The organism is Cellulomonas sp. URHB0016 (genome assembly GCF_054057935.1).
Genome location: NZ_JBSRZU010000001.1, coordinates 769,805 through 786,338, shown reverse-complemented (window position 1 = coordinate 786,338; position 16,534 = coordinate 769,805). Strand labels below are relative to the sequence as shown.

At 73.7% G+C, this 16,534-nt stretch carries 16 protein-coding genes; 6 read left to right on the top strand and 10 right to left on the bottom strand.

Annotation, left to right across the window (positions count from 1 at the left end):
- Positions 1-9: 9 nt before the first annotated feature.
- The gene (locus ACVW07_RS03790) at positions 10-819 is read right to left on the bottom strand and encodes a metal ABC transporter ATP-binding protein (RefSeq protein ID WP_456817948.1); all 810 of its coding nucleotides are present in this window, start codon (positions 817-819) and stop codon (positions 10-12) included.
- Positions 816-1,745 (bottom strand): metal ABC transporter substrate-binding protein, encoded by a 930-nt coding sequence (locus tag ACVW07_RS03785; protein WP_456817947.1) that lies wholly within the window; start codon positions 1,743-1,745, stop codon positions 816-818. Before ACVW07_RS03785 ends, ACVW07_RS03790 begins: the two co-directional genes overlap by 4 nt.
- Positions 1,746-1,906: 161 nt before the next feature.
- Between ACVW07_RS03785 and ACVW07_RS03780 the strand changes: the two genes are divergently transcribed.
- Positions 1,907-3,292, top strand: coding sequence for a glycine--tRNA ligase (locus tag ACVW07_RS03780; protein WP_456817946.1), 1,386 nt, complete (start codon positions 1,907-1,909; stop codon positions 3,290-3,292).
- 64 nt (positions 3,293-3,356) lie between these two features.
- Here ACVW07_RS03780 and ACVW07_RS03775 read toward each other — a convergent pair whose 3' ends face one another.
- Positions 3,357-4,226 (bottom strand): hypothetical protein, encoded by an 870-nt coding sequence (locus tag ACVW07_RS03775; protein ID WP_456817945.1) that lies wholly within the window; start codon positions 4,224-4,226, stop codon positions 3,357-3,359.
- On the bottom strand, positions 4,223-4,852 hold the full coding sequence (locus ACVW07_RS03770; protein ID WP_456817944.1) for a SigE family RNA polymerase sigma factor: 630 nt from the start codon (positions 4,850-4,852) through the stop codon (positions 4,223-4,225). The genes ACVW07_RS03775 and ACVW07_RS03770 overlap by 4 nt, the downstream gene beginning before the upstream one ends.
- Before the next feature lie 124 nt (positions 4,853-4,976).
- Here ACVW07_RS03770 and ACVW07_RS03765 point away from each other — a divergent pair, with 124 nt between their 5' ends.
- The 5 genes from ACVW07_RS03765 to dusB all read left to right on the top strand — a co-directional run bounded on the left by ACVW07_RS03765 (position 4,977) and on the right by dusB (position 9,953).
- The gene (locus ACVW07_RS03765) at positions 4,977-5,945 is read left to right on the top strand and encodes an ABC transporter ATP-binding protein (RefSeq protein ID WP_456817943.1); all 969 of its coding nucleotides are present in this window, start codon (positions 4,977-4,979) and stop codon (positions 5,943-5,945) included.
- Entirely contained in the window at positions 5,942-6,748 is an 807-nt protein-coding gene (locus tag ACVW07_RS03760; RefSeq protein WP_456817942.1) for an ABC transporter permease, read from the top strand. Before ACVW07_RS03765 ends, ACVW07_RS03760 begins: the two co-directional genes overlap by 4 nt.
- A gap of 50 nt (positions 6,749-6,798) precedes the next feature.
- A complete protein-coding gene (locus ACVW07_RS03755) occupies positions 6,799-8,046 on the top strand; it encodes a sensor histidine kinase (RefSeq protein WP_456817941.1) in 1,248 nt (415 codons plus the stop codon).
- Positions 8,043-8,666, top strand: a complete 624-nt coding sequence (locus ACVW07_RS03750; RefSeq protein ID WP_456817940.1) for a response regulator — start codon at positions 8,043-8,045, stop codon at positions 8,664-8,666. Before ACVW07_RS03755 ends, ACVW07_RS03750 begins: the two co-directional genes overlap by 4 nt.
- A gap of 81 nt (positions 8,667-8,747) precedes the next feature.
- On the top strand, positions 8,748-9,953 hold the full coding sequence (gene dusB / locus ACVW07_RS03745) for a tRNA dihydrouridine synthase DusB (protein ID WP_456817939.1): 1,206 nt from the start codon (positions 8,748-8,750) through the stop codon (positions 9,951-9,953).
- Positions 9,954-10,289: 336 nt separating this feature from the next.
- Here the strand turns inward: dusB and ACVW07_RS03740 are convergent, their stop codons facing one another.
- From ACVW07_RS03740 to ACVW07_RS03715, 6 genes are all read right to left on the bottom strand, one after another.
- A complete protein-coding gene (locus tag ACVW07_RS03740) occupies positions 10,290-12,005 on the bottom strand; it encodes a glycoside hydrolase family 13 protein (RefSeq protein WP_456817938.1) in 1,716 nt (571 codons plus the stop codon).
- A 91-nt stretch (positions 12,006-12,096) separates the two neighbouring features.
- The gene (locus ACVW07_RS03735) at positions 12,097-13,137 is read right to left on the bottom strand and encodes a LacI family DNA-binding transcriptional regulator (RefSeq protein ID WP_456817937.1); all 1,041 of its coding nucleotides are present in this window, start codon (positions 13,135-13,137) and stop codon (positions 12,097-12,099) included.
- Between the two features lie 237 nt (positions 13,138-13,374).
- A complete protein-coding gene (locus ACVW07_RS03730) occupies positions 13,375-14,109 on the bottom strand; it encodes a hypothetical protein (RefSeq protein ID WP_456817936.1) in 735 nt (244 codons plus the stop codon).
- Entirely contained in the window at positions 14,106-14,720 is a 615-nt protein-coding gene (locus ACVW07_RS03725) for an RNA polymerase sigma factor (RefSeq protein ID WP_456817935.1), read from the bottom strand. Before ACVW07_RS03725 ends, ACVW07_RS03730 begins: the two co-directional genes overlap by 4 nt.
- The gene (locus tag ACVW07_RS03720) at positions 14,717-15,787 is read right to left on the bottom strand and encodes an amidoligase family protein (RefSeq protein WP_456817934.1); all 1,071 of its coding nucleotides are present in this window, start codon (positions 15,785-15,787) and stop codon (positions 14,717-14,719) included. The genes ACVW07_RS03725 and ACVW07_RS03720 overlap by 4 nt, the downstream gene beginning before the upstream one ends.
- A 63-nt stretch (positions 15,788-15,850) precedes the next feature.
- Complete coding sequence (locus ACVW07_RS03715) at positions 15,851-16,492, bottom strand: hypothetical protein (protein WP_456817933.1); 642 nt, start codon at positions 16,490-16,492, stop codon at positions 15,851-15,853.
- Positions 16,493-16,534 lie beyond the last annotated feature (42 nt).

Genomic DNA, 16,534 nt, shown 5'->3' with positions numbered 1-16,534 from the left:
GGTCCCACGTCACTGGCGCACCTCCACGGAGAGCGTCGGACCGGTCGGCGGTGGTCCGGGGTCGGGATGGGCGTGCGTGTGGTCGTGCAGGGCGTCGGCGTGGTCGCCGCGGGGACGTGGGGGAGCGCCGTCGTGCACCACACGCCCGTGCCGCAGCACCACGGCGCGGTCGATGAGCGGAGCGAACGGCCCGAGCTCGTGCAGGATGACGACGATCGTGGTGCCGGCGTCGCGCAGGCGGGCCACCGTGTCGACGAACGTCGCCTGCGTGGGGACGTCGATGCCGGACGTCGGCTCGTCGAGGACGAGGAGGTCCGGCTGCCGGACCAGCGCGCGGGCGATCAGGACACGCTGCTGCTGGCCGCCGGACATGTCCTGGACACGCTGGTGGACGCGGTCGGCCAGGTCGACCTCCGCCAGGGCCTGCGTCGCCCGCTGCCGCGCGCCGTGCGGGAGCCGGAGCGTGCGACCGTGCAGCAGGCCCGACGTGACCACCTCGAGCGCCGTCGACGGCACACCGGAGGCGGCGGGCAGGCGTTGGGGGACGTACCCGATGCGGGACCACGGGGCGGACGGCCCGAGCGGCGCTCCGAACAGGCGGACGGTGCCGGAGCTGGTGGGGACCACGCCGAGCAGCGCCCGGACGAGCGTGGACTTGCCCGACCCGTTCGCGCCCAGCAGGGCCAGGACCTCCCCGGCGGCGACGCTGAGGTCGACACCCGTGAGGATGTGTTGGCCGCCGAGCGTGACGCCCACGCCGTCCGCCGCCACGACGGGTCGCTCGGCCGCACGTCCCTCGGCCTCGGGCGCGGTGCTCACGAGCAGGACAATGCCATGCGCAGCGCCGCGAGGTTGTCGTCGGCGATCGTGAAGTAGTCCGCGTCGTCGCTCGTGACGCCCTCGGCGGGGTCGAGCACCGCTGCGTCGATGTCGAGGTCGTCCGCGAGCGTGCGCGCGACCTTGGGGCTGACGAGGGACTCGAAGAAGATGGTCGTGACCCGCTCCTCGCGGGCGATCCTCTCCACGGCGGCGAGCCGGGCGGGCGAGGGCTCCGCGTCGGGGTCGAGGCCGGAGATGCCCACCTCGTGCAGGTCGTACCGGTCGGCCAGGTAGCCGAACGCCTCGTGCGACGTGACGAAGGTCCGGGTGTCGCAGGTGGACAGGCCGTCGCGGTAGCGCCGGTCGAGGTCGTCGAACCGGGCCTTCAGCTCTGCGGCGTTCGCCTTGTAGACGTCGGCGCCGTCGGGGTCCACCGCCGTGAGCTCGGCCGCGACGGCGTCGACGACGGCCGGCATCCGGCTGGGGTCGAGCCAGAAGTGCGGGTCGGGGCCCGCGTGGTCGTGCGAGCCGTGCGCGTGGGTCGCCGCGTGCTCGTCCTCGTGCACGAGCAGATGCTCCACGTCTGCCGCGTCGACGGTGTGCTCCGGCGCCGTCTGCTCGACGGCGTCGTCCACCGCCGCCTGGAAGCCCGAGAGGTAGACGACCAGGTCGGCGCGGTCGACGCGGGACACCTGGGCGGGGGAGAGCTCGACGTCGTGCGGTTCGGCGCCCGGCGGTGTCAGCGAGTCGACGGTCACCCGGTCGCCCCCGACCTGCTCGGCCACGAACTGGAGCGGGTAGAAGGACGCGAGCACCGAAAGCGTGGTGTCGTCGGCCGACGAGCTCTCGGCGCAGCCGGCGAGCGCGAGCGTCACGGCGGCGAGGGGCGCGAGGCTCAGGACCGCCCGTCGACCGGGAGAGAACATGACAATGATTCTCAGTGAATCGAGAACCATTGTCAAAACACTGCCCAGCGGCGTGCCACCTGCCCGGTAGCCTGTGCGACAACGCCGACCGTGGCACCCGGCCACGGTCCTCCCAGCCCGCGACCTCCAGCCGCGGGCGCCATCCTCTGGAGTGATCGCACGTGGCTGCACCGTCCCGCCTGGACTCCGTCGTCTCCCTGGCCAAGCGCCGGGGCTTCGTCTTCCCGAGCGGTGAGATCTACGGAGGCACCCGGTCGGCGTGGGACTACGGCCCGCTCGGCGTCGAGCTCAAGGAGAACATCAAGCGGCAGTGGTGGCGCTCGATGGTCACGAGCCGCGACGACATCGTCGGGCTCGACTCGTCCGTCATCCTGCCCCGCCAGGTCTGGGTCGCCTCCGGCCACGTCGGCGTCTTCACCGACCCGCTCACGGAGTGCCTCAGCTGCCACAAGCGGTTCCGCGAGGACCAGATGCTCGAGGAGTTCGAGGAGAAGAAGGGCCGCGCCCCCGAGGGTGGCCTCGCCGAGATCGCCTGCCCCAACTGCGGCACCCGTGGCCAGTGGACCGAGCCCCGCGACTTCAACATGATGCTCAAGACGTACCTCGGCCCGGTCGAGGACGAGTCCGGCCTGCACTACCTGCGGCCCGAGACTGCCCAGGGCATCTTCGTGAACTTCCAGAACGTGCTCACGGCCGCGCGCAAGAAGCCGCCGTTCGGCATCGGCCAGATCGGCAAGTCGTTCCGGAACGAGATCACCCCCGGCAACTTCATCTTCCGCACGCGCGAGTTCGAGCAGATGGAGATGGAGTTCTTCGTCGAGCCCGGCACGGACGAGACGTGGCACCAGTACTGGATCGACCTGCGCACCGACTGGTACACCGACCTGGGCATCGCGCGCGACAACCTGCGGCTCTACGAGCACCCGGCCGAGAAGCTGTCGCACTACTCGAAGCGCACCGTCGACATCGAGTACCGCTTCGGCTTCCAGGGCAGCGAGTGGGGCGAGCTCGAGGGCATCGCCAACCGCACGGACTTCGACCTGTCGACGCACACCAAGCACAGCGGCCAGGACCTGTCGTACTTCGACCAGGCGTCCGGCCAGCGCTACGTGCCGTACGTCATCGAGCCGGCGGCCGGCCTGACCCGCTCGCTCATGGCGTTCCTCGTGGAGTCCTACACGGAGGACGAGGCGCCCAACACCAAGGGCGGCGTCGACACCCGCGTGGTCCTCAAGCTCGACCCGCGCCTCGCGCCCTTCAAGGCCGCCGTGCTGCCGCTGTCCCGCAACGAGAACCTCTCGCCCAAGGCCCGCGACCTGGCCGCCGAGCTGCGCAAGAGCTGGAACGTCGACTTCGACGACGCGGGCGCCATCGGCCGCCGGTACCGCCGCCAGGACGAGATCGGCACGCCGTTCTGCATCACGGTGGACTTCGACACGCTCGACGACCAGGCCGTGACGATCCGCCAGCGTGACGACATGTCGCAGGAGCGCGTGTCCCTGGACCAGGTCACCGGCTACCTCGCGCAGCGCCTCGTCGGCGCCTGACGGGCCCACGGGCACGACGACGCCGCGCGCCCCTCAGGGCACGCGGCGTCGTCGTCCGGCGGGGTCAGTCCCTGAGCGCCGCACGCACCTCGTCGGTGAGCCGCGGGTCGTTCGCCGCGGGGCACCCGCCCACAGCCCACTCGTGGCAGCCGGGCACCACGGTCGAGCCGTCGCCCGAGGCGAACACCAGCTGAAGCATGGCGAAGACCAGGTCCCTGACCTGTGTGCCGGAGAACTGCACCGCGAACCACGGTGCACGAGCGGCCGGGGACCGTTCGACCGACTCCGAGACGTGGAACGTCGGGATCTCGACGACGTGCGTCACGTCACCGTCCGGACCGGTGAAGCCCTTCGGGTAGTAGAGGAGCACCCGACCGTCCTCCAGGTCGGCCGGCACCGTCCCCGTGAGGAGGGTGGCGCCCTCCCACGGGTCGGCCGTGGTCGGGTCGTCCGACGCGCCGTCCCCGTTCAGCACCACGGCGCCGAACAACGCGTGAGGAAGCGGGATCACGGCGCTCTCGCCTTCCGATCCCCGCCCGTCCAGGACGAGCAGCGGCGCCGTCGGTCCGTCCGGACCCACCCGCCCGGGCTCGATCCGCGCGGAGGTGCCGTCCTGCTCGCCGAGCAGCACGTCGCCGCCGGGCACTTCGACACCGACCGCAGCGACGACTCCCGGTCGGAGCTCGACCGTGAGCGGTCGGCCGGTCGACGTGTCCGCGGGCGGTGCGCTCGCATCGCGTGCCCACGGGCCGGGCACCACGAGGGCCGCAGCGAGCGCGACGACCGCGAGGCCGGCGACCGCACCCGTGCCGCGCAGGACGCGACGGCGGCGCCCGGCGGCGATGACCGTGGGGACGTCCCACGTGGCGTGCGGGGCGAGCGCGGTGACCCGGGCCTGCAGCTCGGTGGCGAGCTCGTCGTCGGTGAGGTTCACGGGGTGCTCCGTTCGGTGGTGGTCGTGCGGTCGGTGAGGGCGGAGCGCAACGTCGCGAGGCCGCGGGACGCCGTGGACTTCACGGTGCCGACGCTCACTCCGAGCTGCGCGGCCACCTCGGCCTCGGGCAGGCCGACGAGGTGCCGGAGCACGACGACCCGGCGCTGCCTCGGCGTCAGGAGAGCCAGTGCGCGGACCAGCTGGTCCCGGTCGTTCGCCCGTCCGTGAGCGTCGGCCGAGACGACCTCCGGCAGGTCGTCGGGGGCGCTCAGCACCTCACGGCGCCGCCGCCGCCAGGTGTCGACCCGCAGGTTGACGAGCACCTGCCGGGCGTAGGCGAGCTCGCTGCCCCGACGTGCCCGGCCCCAGGAGGCGTAGGTGCGCACGAGCGCCTGTTGCGTGAGCTCCTCGGCACGGTGCGCGTCGCCGCACAGGAGCCACGCCGTCCGGTGCAGGTCGTCGGCGTGGGCGGACATGAAGGCCGTGAACTCGACGTCCCGCGTCCGGCCGTCCGTGCGGGACCGCCCCGTCGTCACCACCTCGATCCGCTCGGTGGTCTCGTCCGGCGGGTCGACGGCCCGGACCGGGGGCGGGTCCGCGGCGTCGCGGCTGACAGGTGTCGGCATCGTGCTCACACCGTAGGAGACGCACGACCGGCTCCCGAGGTTGAGTCCTCGTATGACATCCGTCATGTGCAGGACGTGACGACCGGCGGGGGAACGTGCAGGTCAGGGCCGCCAGGCTCGTGCCATGACCTTCACCGACACGCTCCCGACACCGGCACCGTCCGGCGCGGGCCCCCTCGCGATCGACCTGCGGGGCCTGCACAAGTCCTTCGGCACCGTGCGTGCCGTCGACGGCATCGACCTGGCCGTCCGGCCGGGCGAGGTCGTGGCCTTCCTCGGCCCCAACGGCGCCGGCAAGACGACGACGATCGACATGCTCCTCGGTCTGGCGAAGCCTGACGCGGGCACCGTCCACCTCAACGGCATGGACCCCAGCCGGGCGATCGCCGAGGGGCGCGTCTCGGCGGTCATGCAGAGCGGCGGGCTCCTCAAGGACCTGTCGGTCCTCGAGACCGTGCGCCTCACCGCCTCGTTCTTCCGCGCCACGCGTTCCGTGCGCGAGGTCATGGAACGGGCGGGCATCGCGGACATCGGCTCCCGCCAGGTCGGCAAGTGCTCCGGCGGCCAGCAGCAACGGCTGCGGTTCGCGCTCGCGCTGCTGCCGGATCCCGACGTCCTGGTGCTCGACGAGCCCACGACGGGCATGGACGTCGAGGGTCGTCGGGACTTCTGGAACGCCCTGCGCGCCGACGCCGCCCGCGGCCGCACCATCCTGTTCGCCACGCACTACCTCGAGGAGGCGGACGCGTACGCCGACCGGATCGTGCTGGTCAGCCACGGTCGCGTGGTCGCCGACGGCTCCGCGGCGCAGATCAAGAACCTCGCGTCGGGCCGCCTGGTCACCGCCCACCTGCCCGGGCTCGACGCCCGGGGTGCGGACACCCTCCGGGCCGTGCCGGGAGTCCAGTCCGTGGAGGTCCGCGGCGACCGGGTGCTCGTGCGCACGGGGGACTCCGACGGCGTCGCCCGCTTCCTGCTCACCGAGACAGCCGCCCGGGACGTCGAGATCACCGCCCGTGGGCTCGAGGACGCGTTCCTGGCCCTCACCGGCGACACGACCAGCACCGACGACACCTTTGGGAGCCTTGCATGAGCACCGTCGCCAGCACCTCGACCAGCCCCTCGACCGTCGTCACCGACGCGTCCCGCGTCCCGCGCACGGGCCTGATCAACCTGCCGTTCCTCGCGATCGAGCTGCGCCGCCTGCTGCGCAACCGTCGCTCCATCGTCTTCACGCTCATCATGCCGCCGGCGTTCTTCCTCATCTTCGGCACGGCAGACGAGTACAAGACCCAGTCGGTCGGGCACGCCAACGTGACCGCCTGGATCATGGTGTCGATGGCCCTGTACGGGGCGATGCTCGCCACGACCGGCGGCGGGGCCACGGTCTCCGTCGAGCGGGCCCAGGGGTGGACCCGTCAGCTGCGCCTCACCCCGCTGAGCCCGGCGACGTACGTGACCACCAAGGTCGTCGTCGCGATGGTGCTCGGCCTGGTCTCGGCGCTCGTCGTCACCGCGGTCGGCCTGGTCTCCGGTGCCGACGGCGACGCGGGCCGCATCGCCCTCGCCGTCGCGCTCGCCTGGGTCGGCTCGGCGGTGTTCGCCGCGTTCGGCCTGTTCATGGGCTACCTGCTCCCGGCCGAGAACGTCATGCAGATCCTCGGCCCGGTCCTGGCGCTCATGGCCTTCGCCGGCGGCCTGTTCATGCCGCTCGGTGACGGCCTGTTCGCCGACATCGCCAAGGTGGTCCCGACCTACGGCCTCGCGGAGATCGTCCGGGCACCGCTGACCGGCGAGGGCGTCTCCGTGTGGGCCGTGGTGAACGTGCTGGGCTGGGCGGTCGTCTTCGTCAGCGGGGCGGCGTGGCGGTTCAAGCGCGACACGGCTCGCGTGTGACCCGGAGGCTCGACCTGGGAGCGGGCGGTCGCCCGGTTACGGTGGGCGCCGTGAGGCGCAGACCGCAGACCGGCGACCGCCCGCCCGGCGTGCCCGCCCGGCGCGTCTGGTCGCGCGGTGACTGGGCCGAGGGCGACTCGGCGATGTGGCCGGCGTCCCATGACGAGACACCGTTCGCCCCGGAGTGGGGGCCGCCGGGCCGGGCACGGCGCGTGATGCGCGTGGCCGGCCCGGCCATGGGCGTGGTGTGGCTGGTCTTCCTGCTGCAACCGTGGAAGTCGGCCTGGGCCAGCCCGCCCGGCGTGGAGCGCACGGTGTCGCTCCTCGCCGTCGCCGCGCTCGCCGTGAGCTTCGGGTGGGTGGTGCTCACGCACGCGGGCCCGCACGGCACGCGGATGCCGACGGACCGGGCGGTGGCGTTCCTCGGTGGCCAGTGCGTGCTCGTGGCGCTGGCGTGCCTCGCGGCCGACCAGGACGGGCTCGTCGGCCTGGTGTTCGTGTGCGTCTCGTCGGTGTTCCTGCTGCGGGACCCGCGGGCGCTGCTCGTCGCGGTCGGCGCCGCCTTCGCGGTCCTCGTGATCCCGCGGCTGGTCCCGGGCTGGAGCACGATCGACGACCTCGTCGCCTCCGTGTTCCTCGCGACGTTCTCGGTGCTCGGGTTCACCCAGCTGGTCCTGCGCAACCGTCAGCTCCAGCTCGCCCGCGACGAGGTCGCCGTGCTCGCCGTCGAGCGGGAGCGCGAGCGCATCGCCCGGGACATGCACGACATCCTCGGGCACAGCCTCACCGTGATCTCGGTCAAGGCGGAGCTCGCCAGCCGGTTGTTCGAGGTGGACGCGGACCGTGCGCGGGGGGAGATCCTCGAGGTCCAGGCGCTGGCCCGGTCCGCGCTCGCGGACGTCCGCGGCATGGTGAGCGCGACCCGGGCGGTGACGCTGGCCGGTGAGCTGGCCGGTGCCCGGCAGGCGTTCGACTCGGCGGCGATCGACGCCGACGTGCCGGGGAGCATCGAGGGGGTGCCCGACCGGTTGCGCGAGCTCTTCGCCTGGGCGATTCGCGAGGGCACGACCAACGTGCTGCGGCACGCGGCCGCCTCGCACGTGAAGGTGAGCATGACACCGGACACCCTGACGATCGACGACGACGGGGCCGGCCCGGACGGCGACGTGGCCTCGGGCAACGGCCTCCACGGTCTCGCGGAGCGGGCTCGTCAGGTGGGCGCACGCGTCGAGATCTCCCGCGGGCCGCTCGGCGGGTACCGCCTGCTCGTGACCACCGCCCCGGACGGAGCCCGATGACCGACCGCCCGATCCGCCTGCTCCTGGCGGACGACCAGGCGCTCGTCCGCGGCGCCCTGGCCGCCCTCCTCGACCTCGAGCCGGACCTGACGGTCGTGGCTCAGGTCGGACGCGGCGACGAGGTGCTGCACGCCGCCCGGGAGTCGGCGGCCGACGTCGCGCTGCTCGACGTCGAGATGCCCGGTCTGGACGGCATCGCCGTCGCCGCCGAGCTCCGTCAGCGGCACCCCGCGTGCCGGTCCCTCATCGTCACCACGTTCGGGCGGCCCGGGTACCTGCGGCGCGCGCTCGACGCCGGTGCGAGCGGGTTCGTCGTGAAGGACACGCCCTCCGACCAGCTCGCCGACGCGGTCCGGCGCGTGCACCGGGGGCTCCGCGTCGTCGACCCGGAGCTGGCGGTCGAGTCGCTGGCCGTGGGCACGAGCCCGCTGACGGACCGCGAACGGGACGTGCTGGTGTGCGCGGCCGCCGGGGGCACGGTCGCGGACATCGCCCGGGACGCGTTCCTGTCCGAGGGCACCGTCCGCAACTACCTGTCGTCCGCGATGGGCAAGACGGGCGGCCGGACCCGTGCCGAGGCGGTCCGGATCGCCCAGGAGAACGGCTGGCTGCTCGGCTGAGCCCGGCGCCGTCGTCCGGAGCGGGCCGGGCCGCCGTCCTGCGGCTTCGTCGCCGGGAACGTCGGATGGGACACTGGTCGGATGACCACGACGACCCCGGCGGCCGAGGTGCGCCCGGCCGGCACCGGCACGGCCACCGGTGCCGTGCTCCCGCCGCTGCGCATCGGACCGCTCACCATCGACACGCCCGTCGTGCTCGCGCCGATGGCCGGCGTGACGAACGCCGCCTTCCGCCGGCTGTGCCGTGAGTCCGGCGCCGGTCTGTACGTGGCCGAGATGGTCACCAGCCGGGCCCTCGTCGAGCGCGGTGAGGAGTCGATGCGGATCATCTCGCACGAGCCCGACGAGCGACCGCGCTCGGTGCAGGTGTACGGCGTCGACCCGACAACCGTGGCGGCCGCCGTGCGGCTGATCGCGTCGGAGGACCGGGCGGACCACGTCGACCTGAACTTCGGCTGCCCGGTGCCGAAGGTCACCCGCCGCGGCGGGGGAGCGGTGCTGCCCTGGAAGCGCGACCTGTTCCGGGCGATCGTGTCGGCGGCGGTGGACGCGGCGTCCCCGTACGGCGTGCCCGTGACGGTCAAGATGCGCAAGGGGATCGACGAGGACCACCTCACGTACCTGGAGGCCGGGCTCGTCGCGCAGGAGGTCGGCGTCGCCGCGGTCGCGCTGCACGCCCGCACCGCCGCCGACTACTACTCGGGCACGGCCGACTGGGAGTCGATCGCGCGCCTCAAGGCGACGGTGACGGACATCCCCGTGCTCGGCAACGGGGACATCTGGTCGGCGGAGGACGCCGTCGCCATGGTCGAGCAGACCGGGTGCGACGGCGTGGTCGTCGGCCGCGGCTGCCAGGGGCGGCCGTGGCTGTTCGCGGACCTCGCGGCGGCGTTCGCGGGCTCGTCAAAGCGCGTGCGCCCGGGCCTGCAGGACGTCGCGCGCGTCGTGCGCCGGCACGCGGAGCTGATGGTCGAGCACTTCGGCGACGAGTCGAAGGCGCTGCGTGAGATGCGCAAGCACATGGCGTGGTACTTCAAGGGGTACGTGGTCGGCGGCGAGACCCGGGCGGCGCTCGGCCTGGTGTCGACGATGGCGGAGCTCGACGACCGGCTCGCCGGGCTGGACCTCGACCAGCCGTACCCCGGCGCACCGGCCGAAGGGCAGCGGGGTCGGGCGGGGTCGCCCAAGCGGCCGATCCTGCCCTACGGGTGGCTGGACTCCCGCGACCTGTCCGAGGACTTCCGCCGCGACCTGCACGAGGCCGAGCTCAGCGTCTCGGGCGGCTGACCGGCTGCCGGACCCGAGCTCACGGGCCCGTCAAGGCGTGGTGGTCCCCGAAGCCCGCGCCGGCTCCCGGGGGATCGATGTCTCGGCTGGTCGGACGCTGGTGGGGAGCTGACCGTCATCACCTGCCGAGACGGCACCATCGCCCGGGAGGGTGACGCCAGCACCGTGGCCCGCCTGGCTTGTCCGACCTGTCACCGACCGGGCCAGCGCGTCTCGTGTCACACGTGGGAGTTCTCGTTCCGAGGTGGACGGACGCGCGAGCCGCGACGCTCGCTCGGGGTTGCCCGAGGGCCGGCGGGCTCGACGCGGTGGGCCGGTGACCAGGACGGGCGGCGGTCAGGTGCGCAGCCAGACGGTGACGTCGGACGGGACCGAGAGCGACCCGTCCGCGGCCGCGGCGAGGCCGGCGGAGTGGTGCAGCACCTGCGCGCCTGCCGGCAGCGGGACGGGAGTGCCGCCGAGGTTCGCCACGACGAGCACCCCGCGGTTCGCGAACGCGACGACGTCGTCGCCGAAGCCGTCGGCCCAGGTCAGCCCGCCGGAGCCGAGCACCTCGGCGCGTCGCACGGCGAGCGCTTTCCGGTACGTCTCGTACGTCGACCCCTCGACCCCCCGTTGCGCGTCGAGCGCGTACCGGGACCACTCCTGCGGCTGGGGGAGCCACGTGACGCCGGTCGGCGAGAAGCCGAACCCCGGCTCGTCGGCTGCCCAGGGCAGCGGCACGCGGCAGCCGTCGCGCCCACGCTCGGCACCCCCGGTGCGGAAGTAGGCGGGGTCCTGCCGCAGGTCGTCGGGCAGCAGGGTGTGGTCCGGCAGGCCGAGCTCCTCGCCCTGGTAGAGGTAGGCCGATCCGGGCAGACCGAGCATGAGGAGGGTGGCGGCCCGGGCGCGGCGCAGGCCGAGCTCGACGTCGGGCTGCTCGTCGCCCCGGCCGATGCCGTGCGGGCGCGAGCCCGGCACGGACAGTCCGAGGCGCGACGCGTGGCGCACCACGTCGTGGTTGGACAGCACCCACGTGGTGGGTGCCCCGACCGTGTCGGCGCTCGCGTACGACGCCGCGATCACCGAGCGCAGCGCGTCCGCGTCCCAGCGCGTCGCGAGGAACGCGAAGTTGAACGCCTGCTGCATCTCGTCGGGCCGCACGTACCGGGCCAGCCGCGACAGCGGCTCCACCCACGCCTCGGCGACGAGCGCCCGGTCGCCGGGGTACTGCGCGAGCACGCGGTTCCACGCGCGGTAGATGTCGTGCACGCCGTCCTGGTCGAACATCGGCCCGTGGTTGCCGGAGCCGGTCACCGCCTCGGCCGGTTCGGCGTCCTCGGAGCCCTCGATCATCGAGACTCGACCGTCCCAGTCGGGAAGTCCCGGCTCCTTGACCATGCCGTGCGCCACGTCGATCCGGAAGCCGTCGACGCCGCGGTCGAGCCAGAACCGCAGCACGTCCTCGAACTCGGCGCGGACCTCGGGGTGCTCCCAGTCCAGGTCGGGCTGCCGTGAGTCGAACAGGTGCAGGTACCACTGGCCGTCGGGGACACGCGTCCACGCCGGGCCGCCGAAGATGGACTCCCAGTTGTTGGGCGGCAGCTCGCCGGCCTCACCCCGGCCCTCGCGGAACAGGTAGCGCGCCCGCTCGGGCGATCCGGGGCCTGCGGCGAGGGCGGCCCGGAACCACACGTGCTCGTCGGACGTGTGGTTCGGCACGAGGTCGACGATCACGCGCAGGCCGAGGTCGTGGGCGCCGGCGAGCAGCACGTCGAAGTCGGCGAGCGTGCCGAACAGCGGGTCGACGTCGCGGTAGTCGGCCACGTCGTACCCGGCGTCGGCCTGCGGGGAGCGGTAGAAGGGCGAGAGCCAGACGGCGTCGACGCCGAGCTCGGCGAGGTGTCCCAGCCTCGCCGTGACGCCGGGCAGGTCGCCGATCCCGTCGCCCGAGGCGTCCGCGAAGGACCGCGGGTACACCTGGTAGATCACGGCGTCCCGCCACCACTCGCCGTCGGGGGACCCGGGGGCGTGCACGAAGGTGCCGGTGGGCAGCGTGTCGAGAGTCGTCATGCAGGCATGCCTCATTTCGGGGGCCGGGCAGGGGAGGCGGCGTCGCCGGCTCGGAGCGGTGCGGCTCGTGGCGCGCGGTGCTCCGGCGATGTCAGAGTACGGCGGACGCCCGGGTGGTCGCAGGTGCAGGGGCGGTGCCGGTGGAGCCGCGCACCACGAGCTCCGGGTGGAACTTCAGCTCCGTGCGGGAGGTCGGGGTCCCGTTGATCTCGGAGACCAGGGCGGACACCGCCGCGTGCCCCATGGCGGCCACCGGCTGGCGCACGGTGGTGAGCGGCGGGTCGGTGAACGCGATCAGCGGGGAGTCGTCGAACCCGACCACCGACACGTCCTGCGGCACGGACAGGCCGCGCGACCGGGCGGCGCGGACGGCGCCGAGGGCCATCAGGTCGGACCCGCAGATGATCGCGGTGTGCCCGCTCTCGATGAGCTCCAGCCCGGCGGCCTGACCTCCTTCGACGGTGAACAGCGTCGAGACGACGTGCCGGTCGGGGTCGGTGATGCCGAGGTGCCGCTCGAGGTTGACGGCGAACTCCTGCTGCTTGCGCAGCGCCGGCACGAACCGCGTGGGGCCGACCGCGAGGCCGATGCTGCGGTGCCCCAGCGAGACGAGGTGCCGGAACGCCTGGTCGAGCGCTGCGGCATCGTCGGTGCAGAGGCTGGGTGCGTCGACGCCCTCCGCGTAGCCGTTGACGAGCACGACGGGCATCCCGCGGCTGCGCAGCCGGTGGTACCGCTCCTTGCTCGCGGTGGTGTCGGCGTGCAGGCCGGAGACGAACACGATCCCGTCGACCGCGTGGTCGAGGAGCATGTCGACGTACTGGTCCTCGGTCGTGCCGCCCGGGGACTGCGTGCACAGCAGCGGCGTGTAGCCGCGTTCCGTGAGCATCGACTCGATGACCTGCGCGAAGGCCGGGAACACCGGGTTGGACAGCTCCGGGACCACGAGGCCCACCAGACCGGCCGACCGGGTGCGCAGCTTCTCAGGGCGCTCGTAGCCGAGCACGTCCAGGGCGGCCAGGACGGCCTGCCGGGCCTGGGCCGACACGCCGTGCTTGCCGTTGAGGACACGCGAGACCGTGGCCGTGCTGACGCCTGCCTGCTCGGCCAGGTCGGTCAGACGGGTGCGCACGGTGGCAGCGTAAGGGACCCGGCACGTCCTCGTCCCGGTCGGTGGAGGGCCCGTGCGGGTCGGCCGCGTCCGCCGACCTCGCGCGGGGGAGGCGCGGGCTGCTGGGCCTCCGAGCGCCGGCACGCCGAGGCACGGCTCGACCGGTTCCGCACGCTGCAGCGCAGCGGGTGTTCGTCCTCGACGAGGCGGGTACGGTCGTCCATCGCCACAGGGCCGCGGTCCTGAAGCGGCCGCCCTTCAGGGCGCCTGCGGAGAGGTGCTGCCGGGTGCGACCGGCAGCACCTCTCCGTCCAGGAGCAGCTGCCCGGCACGGGCCTTCGACTCCGCCGACTCGCTGTGCCAGAGCTCGTTGAGCGCCTGGAGGTCGTCGACGGTGTAGCCGGCCTCCCAGAACGCGTCGTACTCCGCCTGGTGCCCGTCCGGTGGGACCGGCGCGTCGGGGACCGTGGCCGGGGGGCTCGCCGGCGCGTGGGCCGGGAGCGGCCGCCCGTCCAGGAGCAGCTGCCCGGCACGCGCCTTCGTCTCGGTCGGCTCGGTCCCCCACAGGGCGGACAGCGCCTGCATGTCCTCGACGGTGCACGATGCCCAGAACGCCTCGTACTGCTCGCGTGTGTACCCGTCGGGCATGGCCGACCAGTCGATGCCCACGGCGTGCGCCACGTTCTCGACCGTGCGTGCCACGGGGGAGTAGGGGTTCGCCGCTGCGGCCGCACCGGCTCCGGCGACGGCGAGCGCACCCGTCACGACACCGGCGGCCACGACGTAGGTACCGCGACGCGCCAGGGTCGTCACCGGCGCCGGCGGCAGCAGCGCGAGGCGCGCCTCGAGCCGGGCGGCGATGTCCGCCGGATCGGGCTGAGCCGCGTCCCGGGAACGCAGCGCCCGGGCGATCCGTTCGACGAGCTCGGGGTCCTCGCCATCGGGGACCCTGTCCCGGGCCGGCCCGCCCGAGCCTCGCAGGTGGTCGTTCATCGTGTCTCCGGTGAGGTGGGGAGGGAGGTCTGACGCAGGCTGGCCAGCGCGCGGCTGGCGTGGGAGCGGACAGTGGCGCTGGAGGTACCCAGCACGTCCGCGATCTCGGTGTCGTCGAGGCCCTCGTAATAGCGCAGTACCAGGACCGTCCGCTGTCGCGGTGGCAGCTCGGTCAGGCGGCGCCACATGGCGTCGTCCTCGACGACGTGCTGCGCGTGGTCCGCCTGCGGGGTGGCGCGAGCCGCGAGGACGTCGTCACCGGCGACGTCGATGGTCCGCACGTGCCAGCGCCGGCGCCACGAGAGGTGCTCGTTGGTGACCATGCGGCGCAGGTAGAGGTCCGGTCGGGCCATGAGCGCGATGCGCGTCCAGCGCACGTGCGCCCGGAGCAGCACCTCCTGCACGAGGTCCGCGGCGACGTGCCCGTCCCCGGTGAGGACCGTGGCATACCGCAGCAGTCCCGGCAGGTGGTCCCGGACGACGTCGTCGAGCCGCCGGCCGACGACGTCGGTCCCGTGGCGCTCGGTCGTCGTCCCGAGGTCCGGGCCGGGGTCGTCGGGCACGGGGACCGCAGCGCTGCCCGTCTCGCCGGTCGTCGCCCACGGGCTCATCGACGCACCACCCCCGCCAGCTCGTCGAGCGCGCCGCGCGGGTCGCGCGCCGCGCCGGTGCCGGGCCCCGGGAGCGGACGGGCGTCCAGGCAGCGCAGCAGCAGGCGTTCGACGACGGCCGCGGTCCGCACCACGGCGTCACCGTCGATCTCACCGGGCAGGATCCGCACCTCCACCGTGTCCCGCAGGGGACGCGGGCTGACCAGCTGGGTGAGGTTCACGTCCGCGTACTTGGTGAGGCCCACGGAGCGGGCGGCGTCGCACAGCAGACTCCACCCGGCCTCGTCCCACGGCCGCTCGACGAGCTCCACCAGGGCGGGGGGCAGGGGCGCGAGGCGCACGCAGGCCGGGTTCGTGCCGAGCGCCGACCACAGCACCTCCCGCCAGTGGCCGAAGAGCCGCACGAGGTTGGCGAACGCGGCCGGGCTGCGGAACGGCGCGGCGTCCACGTGGACGTGCACCGCCGCCTCCCGTGGGACGACGAAGCCCAGGTCGCGCGCCGGTCCGAGCAGGAGCTCCAGGGCGTCCCGGTGCCCGGCGGCCAGCGGCGGCGTGACGATCTCGCAGGGCCGCTCCCGCCCCGGGGGCAGCGGCAGCGCCACCGCGACGGTGGCACCGCCGGTGTCGTCCACGCGTGCGCCCGCCGCCAGCACCTCGACGCCCACGCCGAACAGCCGCGCGACCGGCTCCAGCACCGTGGTCAGCGGCGCGCCCGGGTCCGACTGGTGCTCGACCAGCCGGAGCAGGCGCGCGTCGTCCGACAGCACCCGGTACCAGCCGCGGTGCCCGGGACGTCCGGGCACCGCGACGAGGTCCGCCGCGATCGTGATGTCGTCGACCAGCCTGGCGACGGGTCGCCCTCGCCGGTCGACCACGTCGAACGCAGGGGAGAGGTGGCGGAACACCCCGACCCCCGGGACCGTCGACGGCTCGCTGTCCGCGTGGAACGAGGGCCGCACCTGACCGTCGCAGCGCGCGGCGATCTCGTCGGCGAGGACCCGCCGGTCGGACCCGGCGGGCGCCAGCAGCTCGATCTCGAAACCGGTGCGCAGCGTCAGGGTGTCCACGTCGGTGCTCGTCTCCTCGGATGCGTCGGGCCGGCCCACCGGTGGGGCGGCGCAGGCGTGGGGTCAGGACCGGCCACCCGCGGGCGTGCTGCCCGGCGCCACGGGAGGAGTCTGCCCGTCCAGCAGCATCTGGCCGGCCCGGGCCTTGGTCTCGATGGCCTCCATGTGCCAGATGCCGCTCAGCGCGGCCATGTCGTCGACCGTGTACCCCGCGTCCCAGAAGGCGGCGAGCTCGGCCTCCGTGCGCTCGTCGGTGCCGTCCGCCGGACCCGCCGGGCCGTCCTCGTCGGGCACGTCGAGGTCGCCGTCGCCGAGGTCGCCGTCGCCGGGGTCCGAGCCAGGCAGGGCGGTCTCACCGGAGGGCGCGACCGGAAGAGGCTGCCCGTCGAGGAGCAGCTGGCCCGCCCGCGACTTCGTCTCCGTGTCGTCCGTGCTCCAGAGCGCGCCCAGTGCGGCCACGTCCTGGGGCGTGTAGCCGGCGCCCCAGAACGCCTCGTACTGGGCCCGCGTGTACCCCTCCGGCATCTGCGACCAGTCGACACCCACCTGGTGGAGCGCACCGGCGACCACGTGGGCCACCGGCGACGTCGGCGCGACCGCCACGGAGGCTCCGGCACCGGCCACCGACAGCCCGGCGGCGGCGACGCCCACCACGACGAGACGGCGTCGGCGGCGTCGGGCGGCGAGCGTGGTGGTCGGGTTCATCAGTTCCTCCTGGTGTGGGGCGAACGTGCTTACCTCCTTGAA

Excerpts from the sequence above, each read along its gene's own strand:
- ACVW07_RS03785 (WP_456817947.1), bottom strand. The coding sequence starts at position 1,745 with ATGTTCTCTCCCGGTCGACGGGCGGTCCTGAGCCTCGCGCCCCTCGCC.
- ACVW07_RS03770 (WP_456817944.1), bottom strand. The coding sequence starts at position 4,852 with ATGCCGACACCTGTCAGCCGCGACGCCGCGGACCCGCCCCCGGTCCGG.
- ACVW07_RS03765 (WP_456817943.1), top strand. The coding sequence starts at position 4,977 with ATGACCTTCACCGACACGCTCCCGACACCGGCACCGTCCGGCGCGGGC.
- ACVW07_RS03760 (WP_456817942.1), top strand. The coding sequence starts at position 5,942 with ATGAGCACCGTCGCCAGCACCTCGACCAGCCCCTCGACCGTCGTCACC.
- ACVW07_RS03750 (WP_456817940.1), top strand. The coding sequence starts at position 8,043 with ATGACCGACCGCCCGATCCGCCTGCTCCTGGCGGACGACCAGGCGCTC.
- dusB (WP_456817939.1), top strand. The coding sequence starts at position 8,748 with ATGACCACGACGACCCCGGCGGCCGAGGTGCGCCCGGCCGGCACCGGC.
- ACVW07_RS03740 (WP_456817938.1), bottom strand. The coding sequence starts at position 12,005 with ATGACGACTCTCGACACGCTGCCCACCGGCACCTTCGTGCACGCCCCC.
- ACVW07_RS03730 (WP_456817936.1), bottom strand. The coding sequence starts at position 14,109 with ATGAACGACCACCTGCGAGGCTCGGGCGGGCCGGCCCGGGACAGGGTC.
- ACVW07_RS03725 (WP_456817935.1), bottom strand. The coding sequence starts at position 14,720 with ATGAGCCCGTGGGCGACGACCGGCGAGACGGGCAGCGCTGCGGTCCCC.
- ACVW07_RS03715 (WP_456817933.1), bottom strand. The coding sequence starts at position 16,492 with ATGAACCCGACCACCACGCTCGCCGCCCGACGCCGCCGACGCCGTCTC.